The 15,278-nt window shown below is 52.3% G+C and carries 16 protein-coding genes; 8 read left to right on the top strand and 8 right to left on the bottom strand.

Annotated features, from left to right (window positions below; all coding sequences use genetic code 11):
• The first annotated feature begins 2 nt into the window (after positions 1–2).
• From K5E40_RS29790 to K5E40_RS29780, 3 genes are all read left to right on the top strand, one after another.
• The gene (locus tag K5E40_RS29790; RefSeq protein WP_169904205.1) at positions 3–1,712 is read left to right on the top strand and encodes a protein-disulfide reductase DsbD domain-containing protein; all 1,710 of its coding nucleotides are present in this window, start codon (positions 3–5) and stop codon (positions 1,710–1,712) included.
• Between the two features lie 485 nt (positions 1,713–2,197).
• Positions 2,198–2,635: a hypothetical protein gene (locus K5E40_RS29785; protein WP_169904204.1), complete on the top strand. Its 438-nt coding sequence runs from the start codon at positions 2,198–2,200 to the stop codon at positions 2,633–2,635.
• Positions 2,636–2,732: 97 nt separating this feature from the next.
• Positions 2,733–3,239, top strand: a complete 507-nt coding sequence (locus tag K5E40_RS29780; protein ID WP_221733791.1) for a hypothetical protein — start codon at positions 2,733–2,735, stop codon at positions 3,237–3,239.
• Positions 3,240–3,384: 145 nt separating this feature from the next.
• On the opposite strand, the gene K5E40_RS29775 is transcribed toward K5E40_RS29780, so the two are convergent.
• The 4 genes from K5E40_RS29775 to K5E40_RS29760 form a co-directional block, all read right to left on the bottom strand.
• Positions 3,385–3,780, bottom strand: coding sequence for a hypothetical protein (locus tag K5E40_RS29775; RefSeq protein ID WP_169904202.1), 396 nt, complete (start codon positions 3,778–3,780; stop codon positions 3,385–3,387).
• 228 nt (positions 3,781–4,008) lie between these two features.
• Positions 4,009–4,773, bottom strand: a complete 765-nt coding sequence (locus tag K5E40_RS29770) for a ParB N-terminal domain-containing protein (protein ID WP_311775990.1) — start codon at positions 4,771–4,773, stop codon at positions 4,009–4,011.
• A 636-nt stretch (positions 4,774–5,409) separates the two neighbouring features.
• Positions 5,410–5,790 (bottom strand): hypothetical protein, encoded by a 381-nt coding sequence (locus K5E40_RS29765; protein WP_169904200.1) that lies wholly within the window; start codon positions 5,788–5,790, stop codon positions 5,410–5,412.
• Positions 5,791–5,878: 88 nt separating this feature from the next.
• Positions 5,879–7,051 (bottom strand): site-specific integrase, encoded by a 1,173-nt coding sequence (locus tag K5E40_RS29760; protein ID WP_169904199.1) that lies wholly within the window; start codon positions 7,049–7,051, stop codon positions 5,879–5,881.
• Positions 7,052–7,209: 158 nt separating this feature from the next.
• Between K5E40_RS29760 and K5E40_RS29755 the strand changes: the two genes are divergently transcribed.
• The 4 genes from K5E40_RS29755 (at position 7,210) to K5E40_RS29740 (ending at position 10,931) form a co-directional block, all read left to right on the top strand.
• Positions 7,210–8,070 (top strand): DNA-binding protein, encoded by an 861-nt coding sequence (locus K5E40_RS29755; RefSeq protein ID WP_221733790.1) that lies wholly within the window; start codon positions 7,210–7,212, stop codon positions 8,068–8,070.
• 22 nt (positions 8,071–8,092) lie between these two features.
• On the top strand, positions 8,093–8,821 hold the full coding sequence (locus K5E40_RS29750; RefSeq protein WP_169904198.1) for a hypothetical protein: 729 nt from the start codon (positions 8,093–8,095) through the stop codon (positions 8,819–8,821).
• A complete protein-coding gene (locus tag K5E40_RS29745; protein WP_221733789.1) occupies positions 8,808–9,236 on the top strand; it encodes a hypothetical protein in 429 nt (142 codons plus the stop codon). Before K5E40_RS29750 ends, K5E40_RS29745 begins: the two co-directional genes overlap by 14 nt.
• Before the next feature lie 552 nt (positions 9,237–9,788).
• Positions 9,789–10,931, top strand: a complete 1,143-nt coding sequence (locus K5E40_RS29740; protein WP_221733788.1) for a hypothetical protein — start codon at positions 9,789–9,791, stop codon at positions 10,929–10,931.
• An 803-nt stretch (positions 10,932–11,734) separates the two neighbouring features.
• Here K5E40_RS29740 and K5E40_RS29735 read toward each other — a convergent pair.
• Positions 11,735–13,000, bottom strand: coding sequence for a tyrosine-type recombinase/integrase (locus K5E40_RS29735; RefSeq protein ID WP_233100538.1), 1,266 nt, complete (start codon positions 12,998–13,000; stop codon positions 11,735–11,737).
• The gene (locus tag K5E40_RS29730; RefSeq protein WP_078465770.1) at positions 12,993–13,880 is read right to left on the bottom strand and encodes an A24 family peptidase; all 888 of its coding nucleotides are present in this window, start codon (positions 13,878–13,880) and stop codon (positions 12,993–12,995) included. Before K5E40_RS29730 ends, K5E40_RS29735 begins: the two co-directional genes overlap by 8 nt.
• A gap of 92 nt (positions 13,881–13,972) precedes the next feature.
• On the opposite strand from K5E40_RS29730, the gene K5E40_RS29725 reads away from it, so the two are divergent.
• Entirely contained in the window at positions 13,973–14,497 is a 525-nt protein-coding gene (locus K5E40_RS29725; RefSeq protein ID WP_153045946.1) for a hypothetical protein, read from the top strand.
• A 98-nt stretch (positions 14,498–14,595) separates the two neighbouring features.
• Here the strand turns inward: K5E40_RS29725 and K5E40_RS29720 are convergent, their stop codons facing one another.
• Positions 14,596–15,000, bottom strand: coding sequence for a response regulator (locus K5E40_RS29720; protein ID WP_078465772.1), 405 nt, complete (start codon positions 14,998–15,000; stop codon positions 14,596–14,598).
• 145 nt (positions 15,001–15,145) lie between these two features.
• On the bottom strand, positions 15,146–15,278 hold a 133-nt coding region (locus K5E40_RS29715; protein ID WP_221733802.1), incomplete at its 5' end, for an IS3 family transposase.

Genomic DNA, 15,278 nt, shown 5'->3' with positions numbered 1-15,278 from the left:
CAATGTTCCGAAGCTTTATCTCTGCCATCATCGGGCTTACCTGTCTCGCGGTGCTGGTACCTGCTCATGGGTTTGAATTCACATCAAACCAAGACTTCCTACCAGTCCATGAAGCGTTCAAGGTGTCAGCAACTGGTACTCCAGATTCCGTACAAATTCGCATCCTGGCAGCGCCTGGGTACTATTTGTACAAGTCCAAATTGAGTTTTCAAGCTCAGGGCATTGGTGTTCGGTCAGGCGCAGCAGTGCTGCCCGCGGGTGAGCACAAAGCAGATCCCTATTTTGGAAACGTGGTGGTTTATCACGACACATTGGTGGTACGCCTACCAGTTCAGAACCATGGTGCTGATGGCTTTGACGTGAGGGTTGGCTTCCAAGGGTGCGCCGAAAAAGGTCTTTGCTATCCCCCTGATCAACAGATCATCCGTATAGAAGGGGATGCAGGGATTACAGCCGCCAGTGACTGGAGCGCAATGTCAGTGGTTTCCGCATTCATAGCGGGCCTGAATCTGTTCCTCACACCAGGTGTTTTGCCTGTAATTCCACTACTCGCATTTGTGCTTCTACTCGGTAAACCGTCAGTCCGAAGAGGCATCACTATAGGCCTAGCTTTCACGGTACCCATGGCGACAGGTCTTGTGGTCCTCAGCTCGGCTATAGCGCTAACCGAAGCCGGCATCGAGATACAGCCCATCGCTCAGTCCGCATGGATACTCGTACCGTCAGTATTAGTTCTGTTGGGGCTGGCTGTTATGGAAACTGCAATTGGCAAAACCCGGCGAGATGTCCATGGAAATCACGCCAGCAGAGTCTTTGTTTTTTTTGCCAGCGCCCCATGCGCAGTAATGCTGGGCTTAGTATCCCTTATCTACACAACACCATTCACCTCATCATCGATGGCAGCGGTGATGCTGTACCTCAAGGCAGGGGGTGAGCCCATTGGAGGGATAGCGCAACTTGCCGGGATCGCATTGGGTATGAGCTGTCCGCTGGTGATGTTTGCCGCGACATTGGGAGGACTGCTTTCCTCAGTTGGGAAGTGGAATGAGGCGATACTGGTATTCGTTCGCGCGCTTCTGGCCATTGTCGGAATTTGGGTGCTTGGACGTGTGCTGCCAGGGCCGGTAACTCTGGGCCTTTATGGGGTAGTGGCGGTTTATTTGGCCGTGTCACTTGGAGTTTTCGGATCACTGGGGTCAGCGCCATCGCTGTTAAATAGGTTCGCCGCGATTGCGGTCTTGTTATATGGGATCGCCGCATGGATCGGGATGCTCAAAGGCGAAACGTCACCCTTACAGCCCCTTGGTCCAGGCATCTCCTCTGAGGCCCCCCGTGAACAGCCATGGGTAGTGGTCAACACACCACAGCAGTTGGCCATAGCCCTTGCTGAAGCTAAGACTGCGGGAAGCCCGGCTGTTGTGGAGTGGGTAGCGAATTGGGCCCCAGGGAGCGACCAGGTTGCCGACACAGCGCGGCACGTTACATTGATAAGAGACAGTCTCGGGGCTTTCAAAACTATTCGAGTCGACCTCAGTCAGGGTGGCCATTCGGTTCGCAGCTTATTGGAGCTAAACGGACTTTTGGGCCCTGCAGCTGTTCAGGTGTATCGCTCTGGTGGGGTTGAGGTTCAATCATCCAGGCTTGTCGGTGTAACCACGGCCAAGGAGATCGCTATGTCGCTGCAGGCTATCGATAATTATGCAGATAAGTGAGGATGCGTAATGAATACACTTCAATCTAAACCTCCTAGCCAGGATGAAGCCCGTGGACGGCTCACGAAAGATCAATTCATAGCTTTACGATCACTTGCAAAGGGTCATTGGGTACAAGGAAGTGCGATTCAGTGGAAATTCAACCGAAACTGGCTCTCCGTACACGTATCGAATACCTTTTTGGATACGGTTAATTCGCTTCAGACACGGGGCCTGGCCACCAAGGGGAAATGTTGCTTGAAATGCAAACGTGACGTCTACCTGCTGACCGAGGCCGGATTGCAGCTTGTAAGTCATGCCAACTCTCCCTTCCAACATCGCCGAGTGACAAGGGAGGCAGCGATCAAAAAACAGAGCATCACCTCCCGACTGCTCTACTGGCTTGGAAGATAGCCGGTAAACCAATATGGAAATAAACCAAATTAAATTCTGCGCCATCACATCTATTTAAATATTGCGCTTTTGCATTAAGGAGCGTGACAAATATGAAAACTTTAGTCGGGATGTTTTGGGGAATGGTCGGCGGTGTATTTGTAGCTTTTGGAATAATCTTGTTTACACAGCTAATTGGGGCCGGAGCCGATTTGATTGGATTTACTGAATGGACTTATCGTTACTACATGATTTGCCTCAGCGTATGCTTCGCCTTTCTACTTCTGTCGAAGCCTGCACGTAAATATTGGAGGTTCATGACAGTTTTCTTTGTTGCAGTTGTCTTGGTCATTGGAGTTGGTTTCAATACCTTTCTTGATACATCAAGCGCCAATGCTCAAATGGATCAGATGGCGAATAGTCTGCTGGCGATATCTTTGATTGTGGCTAAAGCAGTCATGTACGTGGGTCCAGGTGCATTGACAGCATTTTATGCGTTTGTAGCGTTCAACGGGGTGTCAAAAGGTAATGACAGCAAAACTCTCAACTGATAGCTGAACGGTGTGTCACCTGAACCCTTGATTTCGGCAGTTTAAAACGGGCTGCTAAATTACCAGTTACTAGGCGCAAGTCCTCATAGGAATTTACATGAAACGAAATATGGCCATCGCTTCAACGGTGCTGGCTCTTGCGGCAGGGATCGCCGTTGGATATGCAATTTGGCATACCGATCCAGTTGAAACCCAGGTCATACCACCGGCTTCTTTGAAAGATTTTTCACGGCGAGCGCTGGAAGATTTCTGCGGGCATAGCGCTGTATTCTCCGACTTAGTAAGGACCGGTACTGTTAAAGATGGTGTGCGCGAACAGAAGGTGGTACGAGGTTTCCAGATGATCGCAAACCCGCTGTCAGACAGGGCAGCAGTTTGTTCCGTCAAGGCTTCGATCATCACCAGAAGAACCCAGCAAAACGGTAACTCCATGAAGATATCGGGGGATACTCATCTGACTTACCTCGTTGCGCTTAATGGCGATTCAGAAATCATTTCGGAGGAGTTTGCAAAGGAGTTGCTCCGTTCTCACGTGATCCAAGTTGTGGCTTCAAACCTCGGCAACGACGGCACCATCGTTCCGCAAGTTAAACTTAAACTCTAGTTGGGAGTCGGCTGGATGCCATACGCATCACGCCTGTTCTTAAGGAGCGTGGCGCATGAGAAGAGTTGCGCTCCACAGGGAGCTCCAATAGGATTTATCCATGACGAAAAGGGAGCCGAGGCTCCCTTTTCTTGTCAGAATGAAATTAGTTTTTCAGACGGTTAAATGCGTCAGTAATCGCTTCATCAGTGAACTTGTAAAGTTGACCACCTACAATTTGGACAGTCCAAGGGTACTTCGGCCGGCGAGGATGATATCCCACGAGGTTGAACTCGCCGTAAGACGATGATTTAAGGGTCGTATCAGGATCGAAGCCTCGGTGCTTGCATTCCAGCTCAAGCATCGTACGCTCTTTACTCACGCCTCCCGGAATGCGGATTTTAAGCTGAACAGTCAGTTCGCTTCCTGAAAAAGAACCGCTCCCAATTTCAAGCTCATAACCGGTGCTCAATCCATTCATGGCCTTCTGGATGCTCTCAACAGCCGACTTTGCTTTCGTGCGGTCAAAGTTAGCTGCTGCTGGGTTGGCTGCTTGTGTCATGGTGATGCTCCTCTATGAATGTGGAGCCATTTCAACCCACTCTAGCGCGTGCCAGAACCCGCAGAAGACAATTACAGAAAGTATGGTCTACGACACTTTCACGCCTGCGAGCGCCGCGTGCTTATTTGCAGACCGAGTTCGGAAAGGGCCAGTTACTGCAATGGGGCTGTGTGCAACAACTGGCAGTGCGTTCACTCCCGTAATCCCTGGGGGCCTAGTCTTCCGCGTCTATAAATTGACATCATTGTCGCGAAACTCATAAATCACAGACAGAGCAGCGTTAACTATCGGGTTTAGGCGAATCGCATCTGCAACCACTTGCTCTCGCTCTCCATCAGTCAGGTTCTGCCAGATCCCGATGTTAGGGCCGGTGAATGCAACATCGGGCTCCTCAACGTCGAAATAGTCCTCGATATAGGCCAAGATGAACTGGCCGCAATCATCACCTCGACCCTCTATGTGAAGCCGGCCGTCCGCTAAACCTTCCCAGAACATGGATAGGTCCACCTCCAAGTTACTGGAGTCGACGGCACTGTCTTTCATGAGGAGTTGGACGTCCTCGAGGGAGAAGTCGCTTTCTAAAAGCCTGCAAAACCCGATGCCAAGCGGCTCGTCGATCTTGTAGGGTGCCGTCGAGGTATATCTGACAACATCAATAATCGGCATGGGCTGGTCGATCACCTCAGCATGAGGGAGCTCCAGCTCTCCGAGTGGCCGCATGTTATCCATGATCGAAAGCTCAAGGGCTTCAGCGTCGTTAAGCTGTCGAACCTCAGCAGGAATTGTCTCCAGTCCACCAACTATCGCGCCTTTCCAGCGGACCAAGCCGCATACGACTTCGAATAGATCGCCAACGGGCCTGACAATCAGCGGTTCGCGAATGCCATGTACTTTGATGTCAGCGGCCATGGCCTCTACCTGGGCATTGGGTTCAGCAGGGCTGCCTAGGGCTTTGAAGTATTTCAATCGTGAAAGGGGGATCTGAATAATCACAGACACTGGAACCTCTGCCTTGGTTAAACAATTTCATAAGGATGAAATCAGTATAACCCCGTTCATTTTTGGGATCCCTTGCAGGTGCATCAGGGTTGGCTGAGCGAAAATCCTCGTGGACGATTTACCGCTACGATCAGGATTCAGCACTGCTAGGCGGTGTCCGCGATAGATGCGTCGTGGTTTTCGTTTTGTAGGCTGTAGAAATCAGGGTCCGCCCATGCAGCACATAACTTTGCTGATAGGCCGGTAACTGCAACCATGAATCGGCAACAGTCAGGTTCGGAGAATGCCAGCGACTGTCCGACGCTGACAGAGTAGCGGGGGAAAGCTTCGCGATCACCTGACGCAATTTCAGGATCCACTACACCTCGCACATGGCCAATGAGCGTCATGTACCGCCAGTGGGCCGACTCAAGGGACAGCTGTTGAGCAGGGGTTGCGGTGTTAAGGATCGCATTGAATTCTGCGGGATTCATCATTGCCTCGTCTTCTCTGTAGCTCCCTCCGGCTGTTCGCTTCCACCGGTAGGACATCATCTTTTCACGACTTGAGGCTAATGCTATACCCCCGAAAAGCAACCCATTACCTGGCTTCGGAAACCTAATATGAGCGTCACCCACCATCTGGCCAAGATCAAAGCGACCGTGTCTTTGCGGCTAACGCTTCAGGAATTTTGCTACTAGGTAAAAGCCCCAACTCATCACAAATCTCTTTGCCGCCTTCTAGGATGAAGCCTTGCCGCTGTGATCTATTGAAGACAGCAATCTCGGTGATGCCTGCCAAATAGCCACTGCTTGCCTGTTTGAGCCAAACTCTTGCGCAGACACCGTTACTGATGGCCTGAGTAAAGATTTGCGTTGTAACCGTATTCTCATCAAGCACAACCGTGGTTCGGGCTCCTTGTTCCGTCACACTTTCTGGAGCCCAAGCGCTGAGCGCCACCCCGACTTCGCCTGAAGAGTCAGCTGAGGCGAAGCCAGGCACAAGCAAGCCCGCTATGATTCCCCACTTCAAAGACCTCATCCCTTTAGCCATTGCTTCGTACCCAGAGTAAGTGCCACCCGGAAAGGGCTGCATCACTACAATAGTGCCCCACCAGACATCAACGCGGAAGATGAGAACCCGATTCGGGGCTGGAATCGTCCACCTCCACTTCAGGGACGTCATAGCCCGCTAACAGGGTCGTAGCGGCGCTGTTCAGCATGTTGCCGGATTGGAAATACCCCATCACAGTCGAAATGCTGGTGTGTTCTGTCATAGCCATCACATCACCCAGCGGCACACCCTGTCTCCCAGCCTCAGTCACAAAGCCTGATCGTAAACTGTGTGCACCCCAATCACCCTCTAGGCCGGCAAGCTTTGCACGCCTCTGTAGGATTCGGTTTACCTCATGACCAGTCATGGGTGCTGTTCCCACCCTGCCGCCTCGTAGCATCCCCCGAAAAAGCGGGCCACTCTCAATCGGGGCAACACTAAGCCAAGCAGTCAAAGCATGGGCGGCGGCACCCGTCAGAGGCTTCTCACGCCGGACGCCAGCAGTATCTGTCTTGGTTACCCCGAGTGAATACATCCAAGTGTCAGCATCAAGCCTTCGAACGTCCGAAACCTGCAGGGCCACAACCTCAGAGCGGCGCCGACCACCGCCGCTCCACGCTAGGAGGAGTAGAGCCCGATCGCGTATGCCTCGCAGTCCATCAGTTGAGCATGTGTCCAGGATTGCCTTTAAAGGCTCAGCCACGAGTGCTGTCTTCTTGCGAACCGAAATGCCGCCCCGGGCCTGAGCCTTCTGCGCATCCCGCATCAGTGCTTTGACCTCTTTGATATCAGTTGGGCTAGCCCAGCCCTTCATCCCATGCCATTTGCCAAGGACTGCCATACGAAGGCTGACCGTGTTGTAAGAGTGAGGTCCCAAAGTAGCTTTGATCTTGGCGTCGACCAGCGCCTGATCAACCGAAGGGGGGAGGTTGTGCGTCCAGGTGCCGTCATCCTGCGGTCTATTCAAATGGTCAACGATGAATTGGATCGCCACCGCCGCTGGAATTGGCCCATCCCCCAGCGCAACCCCATAACGGACCTGCAGCCACGCTGACCAATAGGTAAGCGCACCCTGGTAACTACGCACCGTATTGGGCGCAGTCCCTGCTTTCAGAAAGTCAGAAACTGCGTCCTGTGATGCCTGGCTGAGCGAGTCAAGCTCAAGCACGGCCGCATTATCTAGGGGCAGTAAGCGCGATAGAGCGCCCACGGTTGTTGGTGCCCTCAATTCCGACTTCATTCCAAACCTCCACGAATTTCACGTTCAAAAGCCCATTTTTGAGAGATTTTGAGCTACTCTTGATTAAAGCGTATTATTTAATACGTGCGACGTATTTTATCGAAACATCATGTCCGTTAACCAATACTTATCGGATATAGAATAGTGGAGTTTGACCCATGTCGACAGGTGTACCTGAGCAGGAAGTCTTTGATGCGGCTGACGCCGTGCTGGAGGGCGGTAAGCGCCCAACGGTTGAGCGGGTACGAGAAAAGCTGGGGCGCGGTAGCCCGGCGCGTGTCGGCGCCCTGCTTGATGAGTGGTGGGTGCGCCTGTCAGCCAGGCTGCGCGCTGAGACGCGCCTGCCAGGCTTGCCCACTGAAGTGGCGCACGCCTTTGTGGACATCTGGAAGCAGGCCACTCTGATGGCAGAGGCTGTGGTGGAGCAGGGCATGTCTGTCCAGCGAAAGGTGCTAGCAGAGGAGCGCGAGCGAATTGCCGGCCTCGAAGAGCAGGCTTGCAAGGACGTAGCCTTCGCAAGATCTCAAACCAACGAAGCACAGACCGCACGACTCGCCATTGAAACTAGACTGAAGGACTTGCAGGTATTGTTGGATCAGCGAAATGCTGACCTAGAGGATATGCGTGAGCAGCGAACTGACTATCGTGCAAAACTCGCGGCCGCGGAGCAGAAGCTGGTAGAAGCATCGGCTCAGGCCGAAAACACTCGGGCTGAGCAGGAGCGCTACACGCGCGATGTTGAGGATCGATCTCACAGAGAAGTTGACCGTGCAAGAGAGGAACTCAAATCGGTTGCTGCACAACTGCAGGAAGCCAATGGCAAGCTTCAATCAACACTGAAGACCCTGCAGGAAAACCAGAGCGCCCTGGCATCATCACGTGAACAGTCAGCAGCGGCCCAGGCACGAGCTGATACGCTGGAACAGCAATTGATTGAGACCAGGAAGGCTGCGGCGGCACCAAAACCTCGAGCGAAGCGCCCACCGAAAAGCACCTCAGGACAGAAGAAAACGGACTGACAATCAACGTCCAGGTAGACCCATGATCAATGACAGCTACGAAAAAACAGTGATCGATGCCGGCCTGTTTAGATTCCCCGGGCAGGACCTGATGAAGAACATCAATAAGGCCTACACGCTGTATTACGACGAAACGAACAATATCCGAAGCCTATCCTTGACTGGAACCGGGCTCAATCATGAGGTTCTGGATTGCTTTGTGCTCGGGGGTGTAGCGCTGGGGCCAGGGGCCAGCCTGCCTGATATTCATGACCTGAGGGCTCAATTGAGAATTCAGCCATCAGTCAAAGAGTTGAAGCTAAAGCACCTTGCCCAAGGGGGTTACATCACCTGCCTCAGCTCCAACAAGCTGGAGCAGTTCCTCACATGGCTTCTGGCGTCGCCAGCTTACATTCACTTCTCTAACTTCAGCATCTTGAACTGGTCGATAGTCGACCTGATTGACTCGCTGCTAGACCATGATCAGTTCGAGGCCTACAGATCCATTCGGGACGATCTGAAAAACGAACTCCACGCCATAGTGAGGCTAGAACCACTTGGGTATTTCCGGCTACTAAAGACCTTCGACTACCCGAACGTACCTGCCGCGCGAATACCCGAATTCCTAAAAGCTGTACGCCAATTTCTCTTCAGGGGCGGCTTCACGTTCAGAAACATGGCAAGAATGGCGCTCTCAGACCTTCTCCAAGAGGCTGCCAGGGTTACTACGTTGGTGTATCTTTGCGGCAACGAGAAGGATGAGTGGTTTTGATACAGCCTTCATCCATAGACTTGCCACATTCGTGAGGTCGGTTCACGTATTTGACGAAGAACCGCGGGTCAGGGAAAGCCTTGAGCGCAACGAAATTGTGTGGGGTGGCCAGCCCGTAAGCTACCGGTTCGCAATTTCACACAATGAACCAGCCATACAGATCTCGGACATTCTCTGCAGACTCCTGGGCAAACATTTCAGCTTTATGGAAAAGTGCAGCATTGATCAACTGGAAGAAGCGAGTGCAAAGCTGTCAGAGCAACAGCGCCGCAACGCTGATCTGGTGGCTAAGCTGATCGACAAAGCAGATGAGGAATGCCCTGCCTTCATCTTTAATCAGGCACCTCATGAGAGCAATGCCAAAAGTCTGTGGTTCTTGCATGGGATTGAATACCCGGAGGAGTACCGCGACTGATGAAGCGCGGCACGAGTGCGGCTGATCAATGCCTGGCCCTTAAATGTCTGCAGCAACCAATCAGCCAATCGTGATAAACGCTTTCCAACAGGGTCAAACGCTTGCAAGCGTTCCTAGTCAGCCTCAAATTATCGTTTTCAAGAGGTGATAGGCAGAACCAAACTTTGCGATACCAAAACCTAGCTACACAATAATCATAAGCGTGGGCAGAAAGCCCTAAACGACAGCCCCGACCGAGGCGATTGGAGATACGCAGGCATGAAGGCAAAATGGTCTTCCGAAGATCTAACCACCCTGGAGCAGAGCGTGCCTCTGCAGGGCATACAGGGAGCTGCCGATCAAACCAAACACTCACTGCGGGAAACATATGAGCTGGCAGTAGCTCTAGGCATCTATGTTCCCCCGAACGGTGCTGGGCCTTGGCCACGATCAAGCAGAGGAGCTGCCTGGCCGAGTGGCGATGAACGAATCCTGCGGCAGGAATATGTTGGCCACCAGTCGATCGCTTCGATAGCTGACCTGCTTGGCAGGTCACCTCAGGATGTCGAGGCTATGACCATAACCCTGGCCCTTGCAGGAACATCTGATGCACCCAACAAAAGAGTTATCAGAGAGCGAAGAAGTAGCCCGCCATTGACCCCAATGCCCCTTACCCCGCAGGCGCTGCATGGCAAACCTCAAGACAAATCAGCAACCACAAAACATGTCTTAGCAACAAAGGGCGATGAGGATCCTGATGAGACAATGCTGCTCGAGCCATTTGTACCGCCGGCCGTAACGTCCGCTAAAGAGTTCCGAAAGGCAGCCGAATCATTTCTCGCCGCTGCGAGCAGTTTCCACATAGCTCCGCACGAATCCCTGCTTAAACCCGTTCCTGATTTGCCACCTAGATCACGCTGGACGAAGGAGAAGGACGACTACCTTAAGCAGCACTACCATAGCCAACCGGTCGAACAGATAGCCGACCACGTCGGAATGTCCTACTACCAAACCACTAACAGAGCTCGACGCTTGAAGGTAGCCAACACACTGGTTACCTGGACCCGCGAGGAAACGATTTTCCTGCTCGAGCATCTCCAAACAGAGCCGCTTCCTTGGGTAGCAGAGCAGTTGGGCCGGACAATGGCTGCTGTTAGTCTGCGTCCAAAGCAGCTGGGTATATTCCCGGGCTGGACAGGTCACGACGATCAGCTGCTGTTACAGAATCTTGGGAAGAAGACCAACGCCGAGATTGGCAAGCTGATCAACAGACCTGAATATGCAGTCGATAAACGAGTGCGATTCCTCAAAAACGAGACCTCTGAGTTTTCAAGGGCGGGACTGAGTCGGCTATTTGAATCCAAAGGCAAAGAATGGGTCGACGGGCTCATCTACTTGCCAGTGCGGCCGGCAGAGGTCAACAAGCGGAAATGGACCAGCGCTGAAATCGAAATTCTGAGGGAGTATTACCCTAAGAAAGGATCGATCTGGTGTGCTGCAAAGCTAGGTATGCTCGCAGAGAGAATCAGGCACAAAGCACAAAGTCTCGGGCTGCACTCCAACAAAGTCACCACGCCTTGGAGTGCCGAAGACGATGCCTGGCTTTTAGCCAATGTGCATACTCTAGCCAGAGAAAAATGCGCCAAGCACCTGAACCGAACTGTGGGTGCGGTATCAGTACGAGCATCAGTGCTCGGAGCCTTCAAGCTCGTCTAGGACTTGAGAGCAATGGGGCGTAGCGCTATGGATAGGCCACAAGCGCTACACCCCTTAACCGGCCTGTCGAACGGGGCACAGGGGCCGACCAGCAGTTCAAACTGGTAACATGGACGTATTCAACTACCAAATAGCAATCAATTCCCCATGAACGACGTACAGCCATTCATTTCACCAGCGAATTTCTACCTACCCGGCACTCTCTGCCTAGCAATATGCATCTGTATCACAATCCGCTACACCTACAGATACCTGGTATTTAGGGCCATCGATCGCGACGGGTATAGCTCACCTCAATTGCAAGCCTTCCACTTGCGCAAGCTAGCAGGTGAGCGCGGCAAGATCATTACCTCGACACGAAAACAGGCTTTGATTGCACTGGCTAGCTTGGCAGGATCTCTGAGCTTGGTGGTCCTCGTCGTACCAACGTGGAGCTTCTGACAGTGCCAACAACCAAAGGAGTCAACTCACTCATCAAAGCAGCCTGGCTGGCATTCCTCATATGGGGGATGTTAATGACCGCTGAACGACTGTACTGGGTGAACGCTGACTCATACTCCATGATACTTGCGAGCCCTTTGACGATAAGCGAGTCGATGGCTACAGGCCCGACGTCGTATGGCGCGCTCTGCCACGGGGAGGGCGCCACCTTAGCTGATAAGTCGAACGGCCATTTTATTCGGTGTGGCTTTACCTGGAGCCCAGGTTCGACATTCAGAATCGAGAACTACGAACAGTTCGCTGAATGGATGTGGAGAGACGTGAAGTAAGGCAGCTGAGAGGCTGCCTTCTGATAAGACAGGTTATCGACCGCGAATACTGCCTCGGTTACTTGCGGAGCGTTCCTGATTAATTGCGTTGTAGTAAATGTCCTGGGTGGTTGAAAGGCTTTCGTGACCCAGATCCATTTGCAGGTGCTTTGCGTCCCGGAATTTGGCATCGAACGTTGCGCCCGTGTGCCGTAACCAGTGCAAGGTAACCTCCATCAATTCCTGACACTCGTCCTCAGGCTGTCCGTCGGCCTGCATTCTGGACCGAGCGCGGTCGAAAACTGGCTGAACAATATTCCGGATCTGGCGTGCAGTCAGGTTGGGCCGGCCATGGCTTGTATAGAGCAGCGGTGCATCGTCGGCCTTGGTCGGCAGTGGCGACATATTCAAGCTCTCACGGTACCGCTTGAGGTAGGGGATAAAGGCATCCTTAACCGTGATCTCACGCTCCTTGTTGCCCTTCCCAACAACCTCGAACCACCATGAACCATTTCTTTTGAAAAAAGAGTTCATGGTCGGAAGCCAATCATCTCGGCCAGACAAGTCACCAACCCGTAAGTACATCGCAAAGAGGGCCACGACGATGAACAGAGTACGCTCGTGTTTGGGGTCCTCATTGGCCATTGTCTCGGCCTCACCGACAAGGTAGTCCCACTGCAGCGTGGTCAATGCCTTGATCTTAGGTTTTCCCCGCTTGCCCTTCACCCGTTTGATAGATTTGAACGGGCTAGCGATGTCCATGCCGTCCTGCAGCAAGAAGTCATAAAACGAACACGCAACCGAGTAGATCAGATCAGTGCTTCCTGATCCCTGTTTCTTCTGACTGGCGACGGGCTTCACATGCGCCTCAGCAGCCCTCTTGCGGTCAGCTTTCTCGATCTTCACGCCGAAAGGTCGCCACCGAGGGTTGAACATAAGCAGGCCATCCTTGGGAGCAAATCTGCGCATCGCAGAAGCACCAACCCATGACTGTGGTGGCGCGACGTTGAACGCGAGGAAAGCCTCAGCATCAGTGCGGGTCAGATCCAGTACGGACTTGCTCTGGACAATCCAACTCCAGAGAATCAAACGCTCCAGATAACCGCGGTAGTTTTTGAAGGTGGACGGCGATTGGCTGTAGGACTTTAAAAAAGCTCGAGCATGACGAAGATCGGTCTCAACACTGATCTCGGCTGGAAAAGCAGCCAGGTAAGGGGCCATGTCTGGATGCAGGTCTTTAAAGTCGGCGTAGTCACCCAGGATCGATTCAATGGTATCGAAAAGGGGGCGGGGAGGAATTGCCTCTACTCGCTTAGTCAAAAAGTAGTGCTCCAATGTTGACGCCGGCTACATGACCATAAAGCGTGTACAGCTCATGGTCGAAGAACAAGGCTAGTAAACCGCCGGCGATGATAAAGGGGCCAAAGGGGAAAGGCTCGCTTCGAGATTTTACCCCTAAACCCGCAATGAGTCCGACAATTGATGCAGCCACGGCAGATACGAGAATTATCAAAGGGAGTGCTTGCCAGCCGAGCCAGGCCCCGAAGAGGGCGAGCAGTTTAAAATCACCGTTGCCCATTCCCTGGCGGCCGGTGATCGCCTGAAAGATCAACGCCGGCAGTGCAAGGAGCAGGTAGCCTGTGACAGCTCCAATGAAGCCATCCTGGAGCGTCGAGAAAAGCCCAAGAAAGCTGGCAGCTAAGCCAACCCATATGCCCGGAATAACGATCGTATCAGGCAGAAGCATCTCATCGAGGTCGATAAGGAAAAGTGCAGTTCCGCCCCAAACCATCAGAAGCGCGAAGCAAGTCTCTGCACCATAGCCAAAGTGCCAGGCCGTGCCGAATGATAGGCCGGCAGTCACCAGCTCAACTATTGGGTATCTTGCCGAAATCGGCGATCGACAGCCTGAACACTTTCGCCTCAACAAGAGCCAGCTGATCAACGGAATGTTCTCCCAAGGCTTGATCGAATGGCCGCAGGATGGGCATCGGGAATTCGGCATTGCAAGGTTGAACGGCTCGGTCGGAGTGGCTTCCATTTGAAGGGCAGCACGGGCATCCTGCAGCCAGGATCGCTTCATCATCACAGGCAGCCTGTAGACAACAACGTTGAGGAAGCTGCCGACCATCAGGCCTACAATCCCCACTAGGATCGCAAAGACTGCTGGATAGAGCTTCAATAAGTGCAACGTGGTCATGGTGTGTCACCGGTGGTAGGTTGGGAGACGGAATCAAACCCGCAACCTTGATTTTACCGGGCTTGGAAAATTCGACACCTCAAAACCTATGCATGGAATTCACCTGTGCTTCACTTAACTTCCAGTCTTTTGAACGGAAAAACACCATTCAGGCCTACCATGGCGCTAGCCGCGATACTTGGCCAGTTATTACTAGAAATCAAACTGAAAGAGTGAAGCCCAGCATGAACAATGAATGCGGAAAACTTGAATCATTCCAACCTACTGAAGAAAACAATTACTCCCTATTTGCCGGAGCATTAGAGCAGGACACCCTAGTCTTCTTTCATGCAACTCCAAAGAAGAATTTGTTCTCAATACTGAAGCATGGTTTCAAATCATCGCTCGATTTGGGCACTGGCCAATTAGCATCGGTGTCTTACGCAAAGAAAAGCAGTTCATGCTTAGCCCATCTCGGCAGGGATATCGCGCAGGAGTTTCTGGTTTTCGCCGTTAGGTTCGAAACCATTGAAGCACCCGAGATTGTCGAGAACATGTCTGATATCCATGTTTTCGGCACCAACGTACAACCATCCCTACTAGGGTACTGTGAAATCCCGGAAGGGTTTAAATACTGATGATAGTGAGGTATTTAGACAGTTGATTATTTTGTGGGGAATGGCAAGGCGGAGGAGGGTAGCTGCGCCCATTTGTTCAGGCGCAGCATAGTGATGCGTTACTTATCGGAACGAGGAAGGCTGGGGCCAGCAAATCCAGGGATCAGACGTGAACAGACTTCGGCAAGAGCCTCAGCAGTAATTGGCTTGACGATGTAAGCCGAAGCGCCAGCATTAGCAGCAATCTGCTTGTCTGCAGGCATTGATCGACTTGTGCAGACGATGATTGGCACCACACTAGCATCATCGTTTCGGTCGCGGATCTCAGCGATCAGCGATATTCCATTCATCAAGTCGTCCAACGTCCAGTCCATGATGACGCAAGAAGGCCTGAATTCCTCCAGTTCCCGGAACACACCCTCCGCGTTGTGCACCGCACGAATTTCTTCAAAAAGTTCAGCTGCACACTTTCTAGCAAGATAAGTGTCGGTGGGGGAATCATCGACAATGAGTAATGTGCTCATTTTGTTTCACCTGATCACACGAAGGGGAAGGGCATGGACAAGGAGACCATTGGGATCAGTAAGCAGAATACTTCTGCTCAATGGTACGTTGTTCGCGCAAGTGTTGCTCATAGGTCAACTGCTTGTTTGAATCGCCCCTGGTTTTCTAGACACTCTCCAAGCTCAGGAAATAGCGTTTCTCATACTCTACTGGAGACAGCTGCATAGCACTGCTGTGTCGGCGTTTAGGGTTATAGAACATCTCGATGTAATCGAAAATATCACTTCGGGCTTCTTCA

Source organism: Pseudomonas baetica (assembly GCF_019733355.1).
GTDB lineage: Bacteria > Pseudomonadota > Gammaproteobacteria > Pseudomonadales > Pseudomonadaceae > Aquipseudomonas > Aquipseudomonas baetica_A.
This window is presented reverse-complemented; position numbering and strand designations above follow the sequence as displayed.